At 60.4% G+C, this 4,992-nt stretch carries 3 protein-coding genes; 2 read left to right on the top strand and 1 reads right to left on the bottom strand.

Going from position 1 to position 4,992, the window contains the following annotated elements; genetic code table 11:
* A partial coding sequence (locus DBR24_RS34610) for an NAD-glutamate dehydrogenase domain-containing protein (protein WP_256592029.1) occupies positions 1-2,985 on the bottom strand: 2,985 nt, incomplete at its 3' end.
* A gap of 504 nt (positions 2,986-3,489) precedes the next feature.
* Here DBR24_RS34610 and DBR24_RS30510 point away from each other — a divergent pair.
* Both DBR24_RS30510 and DBR24_RS30505 read left to right on the top strand, forming a co-directional pair.
* A complete protein-coding gene (locus DBR24_RS30510) occupies positions 3,490-3,843 on the top strand; it encodes a hypothetical protein (protein ID WP_128616535.1) in 354 nt (117 codons plus the stop codon).
* 271 nt (positions 3,844-4,114) lie between these two features.
* A partial coding sequence (locus DBR24_RS30505; RefSeq protein ID WP_146189158.1) for a MoxR family ATPase occupies positions 4,115-4,992 on the top strand: 878 nt, incomplete at its 3' end.

Below are 4,992 nucleotides of genomic sequence, written 5' to 3'. Positions count from 1 at the left end.
CACGTCACCGGCCATGTCACCCACGCCGACCACAGTGATGCTGTCTTCCTGAACATTGATGCCGCGCTCGCGGAAGTGACGTTGTACGCCAACCCACGCGCCCTTGGCGGTGATGCCCATTTTCTTGTGGTCGTAACCGGCCGAGCCACCGGAGGCAAACGCGTCGCCCAGCCAGAAGCCGTAGTCGATGGCGATGCCGTTGGCGATGTCGGAGAAGGTTGCTGTGCCCTTGTCCGCGGCTACTACCAGGTACGGGTCATCGTCGTCATGCCGCACGACGTTGGCCGGCGGTACCAGCGCGCCGTCTTTCAGGTTGTCGGTGATGTCCAGCAGACCCGAAATGAAGATGCGGTAGCAGGCAATGCCCTCGGCCGCGATCTCGTCACGGCTGCCGCCCAGTGGCAGGCGACGCGGCAGGAAGCCGCCCTTCGCACCCACCGGCACGATGACCGAGTTCTTCACTTGCTGGGCTTTTACCAGGCCGAGGACTTCGGTACGGAAGTCTTCTTCACGGTCGGACCAGCGCAGACCACCGCGAGCGACGTTGCCGAAGCGCAGGTGCACGCCTTCAACGCGTGGCGAGTAAACGAAGATTTCGAACTTCGGTACCGGCTTCGGCAGTTCAGGGATCGCGTGCGGGTTGAACTTGAAGCTGAAGTACGACTTGTTCTGGCCGTTGGCGTCAGTCTGGTAGAAGTTGGTGCGCAGGGTGGCTTTGATCAGGTCGAGGTAACGACGCAGGATGCGGTCTTCGTTGAGCACCTGGACGTCGTCCAGTGCGCTCAGAATCGCCTGTTCCAGACGCTGCTGCTTGTCTTCCAGATCTTCATCGCTGAGTTTGCGCGCCAGATAGAAGCGGGTCTTGAACAACCGGGTCAGCTCGCGAGCGATGTCGGTGTGGTTGTTCAGGGTGCTGGCGATGTAACCCAGGTCGAAGCCCAGGCGGATCTGCTTCAGGTAACGGGCGTAGGCGCGCAGCAGCGCCACGTCACGCCACGGCAGGCCGGCGGTCAGCACCAGACGGTTGAACGCATCGTTCTCGGCATCGCCACGGACGATGTGCACGAACGCGTCCTGCAGGGTGTCGTTGAGTTGCTGGATGTCGAGGTCCAGGCCTTCGGCAGCGGTGAACGCAAAGTCGTGAATCCAGAACTCGCGGCCATTGGTGTGACGTAGGCGGTACGGGAATTCACCCAGCACGCGCAGGCCGAGGTTTTCCAGAATCGGCAAGACGTCGGACAACGCCAGCGGCGTGTCGGCGTGATACAGCTTGCAATGCAGCTCGCGCTGGCCGGACACCTGGCCCAGCGGCTGATAGAAGCTCATCACCAGCGGATTTTTTTCGTTGAGGCTCAGCAGGTGCTGCATGTCGACCACGGCCGAATGCGCAGCGAAACGCTCGCGGTAGCCGGCCGGGAAGCCTTTCGGGAAGTCGGCCAGCACGTTGGTGCCGTGGGCTTCGCCGAAGCTTTCGACGGTCAGGGCGGCATAGTCGTCCTGCCAGCTGCGGCAGGCTTGTACGACTTCTTTTTCCAGCAGTACCGGGTCGATGTCGATGCGGTTCTTCGGATCGACACGCAGGATCAACTGCACGCGGGCCAGCACGGACTCGGAGAAGAACGTCCAGAATTCGCAGTCGGAGGCCTTCAGGCGCTCCATCAGCACTTGCTGGATCTTCTGGCGCACTTCGGTGGAATAGATGTCGCGCGGCACGTAAGCCAGGCAGTAGCAGAAACGACCGTACGGGTCTTTGCGCAGGAACACGCGGATCTTGTTGCGTTCCTGGATCTGCACGATCGACATCACGGTGGTGAACAGTTCGTCGACCGGAGTCTGGAACAGGTCGTCACGCGGCAGCACTTCGAGGACCTGCGCCAGTTCCTTGCCCAGGTGAGCCTTGGACTGGAAGCCGGAACGGCGTTCGATTTCTTCGACCTTGCGGCGGATGAACGGGATGACCCGCACGCTCTCGCCATACACCGACGACGTGTACAGGCCCATGAAACGGTGTTCCTTGATGACGTTGCCGTCCGCGTCGATTTCACGGATCGACACGTAATCCGGGTACGCCGGACGGTGCACGCGGCTCGGGTGCGCGGCCTTGGCGAACGACAGCAGGGTCGGTTCGCGCAGGTATTTCACTGCGTAGTCTTCGATGCGCAGGTCTTCGTAGGTCAGGCCGGTGCGCAGCAGTTTGGTCAGGCCGAGGAAGGAATTCTGGTCGTATTCGATGTGGCCGCCATCGGCCTGATCGGTAACCACGAACTCTTCGTAGCCGAGGAAGGTGAAGTGGTTGCCCACCAGCCATTCCAGGAAGCTCTTGATTTCGTTCTTTTCGTCGGCATCGACGGCGAAGGCGCTGTGATCGAGCTTGGTGAGGATTTCCTGCACCTTGGCCTTCATCGGCTCGAAATCGGCGACCGCGACGCGGACTTCACCGAGCACCTGCTCCAGCTCTTTGCTCAGCACACTCAGTTCGGCCGCGTTGGCGCAGCGGTCGATTTCCAGGTACATCAGCGACTCGTGCAGCACGCCTTCACCGGTGCTGCCTTTTGGCAGGATTTCCAGCAGCTCGCCCTTGCTGCCACGGCGTACGCTGAGCACGGTGGTTTGCAGGGTGTGGATGCTGTAGCCGCGGCGGTTCAGTTCGGTGCGGACCGAGTCGACCAGGAATGGCAGGTCGTGGTGCAGCACTTCGACCGCGGTGTGGGTCGACTGCCAGCCGTGGCGTTCGTAATCGGGGTTGTAGACGCGCACTTGCGGTTGCGCGTGATCGAAGCGCTCAAGCAGGCGCCACGCGGAAAGAGTACAGCCAGCGAGGTCGGAGAGGCGACGTTGAGTCAGCTCGTCCAGGGAAATGATGCCGAAGAATTGTTCAGCGAACAGCGCCACTTGTGGCAGTGCCTGTTCACTGATGTGCTGCGCCAGTGCCGCTTGCAGTTGGTGCTGGAAGTCGGCTTTGCTGGCTGCGGTGAAGAACGCCATCTGTGGTACTCCGCTTAAGCTTGTTATTGATGGAAAGCGTCGCGTGCAACACCCCTTTCGGGGCCTGTGTCGCCCTGTTCCTGATTCTCGGGCAGAGGAAACAGGGTGACAGGTGGGTGAAGCTGGACGAGACACTCAGGTCACATTCACCTTCCATTGAATGGGCATCTGCAAAAACGACTGTCCGCACTGCCGACAATGCCTTTACAGGTGCTCATCCGTTGCGCAGCTTAATGGGTGCGACAATGTGTCTGCTTGCGGTGCTGCGACATATTCGGTCATTGGCACGTAAACAAAGGATTTGGCACCGATAAACACTAGCAGTCATGGCGGAAAACGGCGGCCTGAATGCCCGCTTTTACGGTACAGGCGTGCCAGAAGTGACCATTGACCTGTGCCGTGCTCGCGACACATCCTCTGACACTCTCACATGCAGAAATTCCCGAGGGCTGGCAGAATCGCGCCCTATTGCGACCGACACGCCCCTCAAGGCAGGAATTGACCATGCAAATGAACACCGCCCTACTGATCGTCAACCCGTGCGACGACGAAGAAGACAACATGGCCATGATTGGCTGCCACACCGACAAGGGCGAGATGTTTGTGATGAGCCGCTATCCGGACGAGGATGAGCTGGAGATCACCCTGGATGGCGAGCCGTCGACGCTGGACGGGGTGAAAGTCACCCTGAGCAAGACGCTGCTGAAGATCGAGATCGCGGCGGCGGATGCCGATGCGTTGAACGGGGATGATGTGCTGGAGATCACCTTCAACCCGGATATGGTTGATCTGGATGAGGTTGTTGAGACCCTGAAGAATATCCTTGATGGGACGGGCACCTTCATTAACGAAGTTTGATAGCGCCTGAACCGGCCTCTTCGCGAGCAAGCTCGCTCCCACATTTGATAGGTGCACGCCGCTCAAATGTGGGAGCGAGCTTGCTCGCGAAGGGGCCCTGAAGAACACTGCACCTCTCTGCACTACAAAAATCCAACAATTGCCCCAGTCATTTCCCGCACTTTGCGCAAAATGCCGTTAGTCGCCACCCCCCTCGATGGATTAAAGTAACGCCCCCAGCCCCGGCGTTATCCGAACGCCTGTGGCCACCCCTTTCCAGGAACAGTCACCGATGGAACATCGTGAAGCGCTGCTGGCGCTGCGAACCTTTCTTTCAACGCAGATTCTCGGCCAGGAAAAACTCATCGAGCGCTTGCTCATCGCCCTGCTCGCCGACGGTCACATGCTGGTCGAGGGCGCGCCGGGTCTGGCCAAGACCAAAGCGATCAAAGAACTCGCCGAGGGCATCGAAGCCCAGTTCCATCGCATTCAGTTCACCCCGGACCTTTTGCCTGCCGACATCACCGGTACCGAGATCTATCGCCCGGAAACCGGCAGCTTCGTGTTCCAACAAGGGCCGATCTTCCACAACCTGGTGCTGGCGGACGAAATCAACCGCGCTCCGGCCAAGGTGCAATCGGCGCTGCTCGAAGCCATGGCCGAACGTCAGGTCAGTGTCGGGCGCAGCACCTATGAGCTGTCGCCGCTGTTTCTGGTGATGGCCACGCAGAACCCGATCGAGCAGGAAGGCACCTATCCGCTGCCGGAAGCGCAGCTCGACCGCTTCCTCATGCACGTGAAAATCGGTTTCCCGGATGCCGCCGTCGAACGCCGCATCCTGCAGCAGGCCCGTGGCGAAGCGCTGAACGGCGAAACCAAACCGGAACGCCGCGTCAGCCAGCAGGCGATTTTCGCTGCGCGCAAGGAAATCCTCGGTCTGTACATGGCCGATGCGGTGGAGGAATACCTGGTGCAACTGGTTATGGCCACGCGCAACCCGGCCAAGTTCGACCCGGAAATGGCCGAGTGGATCGCCTACGGTGCGAGCCCGCGTGGCTCGATCGCCCTCGACCGTTGCGCACGTGCCCACGCCTGGCTGGCCGGTCGCGACTTCGTCAGCCCCGAAGACATCCAGGCGGTGCTGTTCGACGTGTTGCGTCATCGCATCAT

The organism is Pseudomonas sp. HMWF006 (assembly GCF_003061205.1).
In the GTDB taxonomy this organism is placed as follows: domain Bacteria; phylum Pseudomonadota; class Gammaproteobacteria; order Pseudomonadales; family Pseudomonadaceae; genus Aquipseudomonas; species Aquipseudomonas monsensis.
Note: the sequence above shows the minus strand (reverse complement) of the source record. Positions and strands in the feature narration are given on the sequence as shown.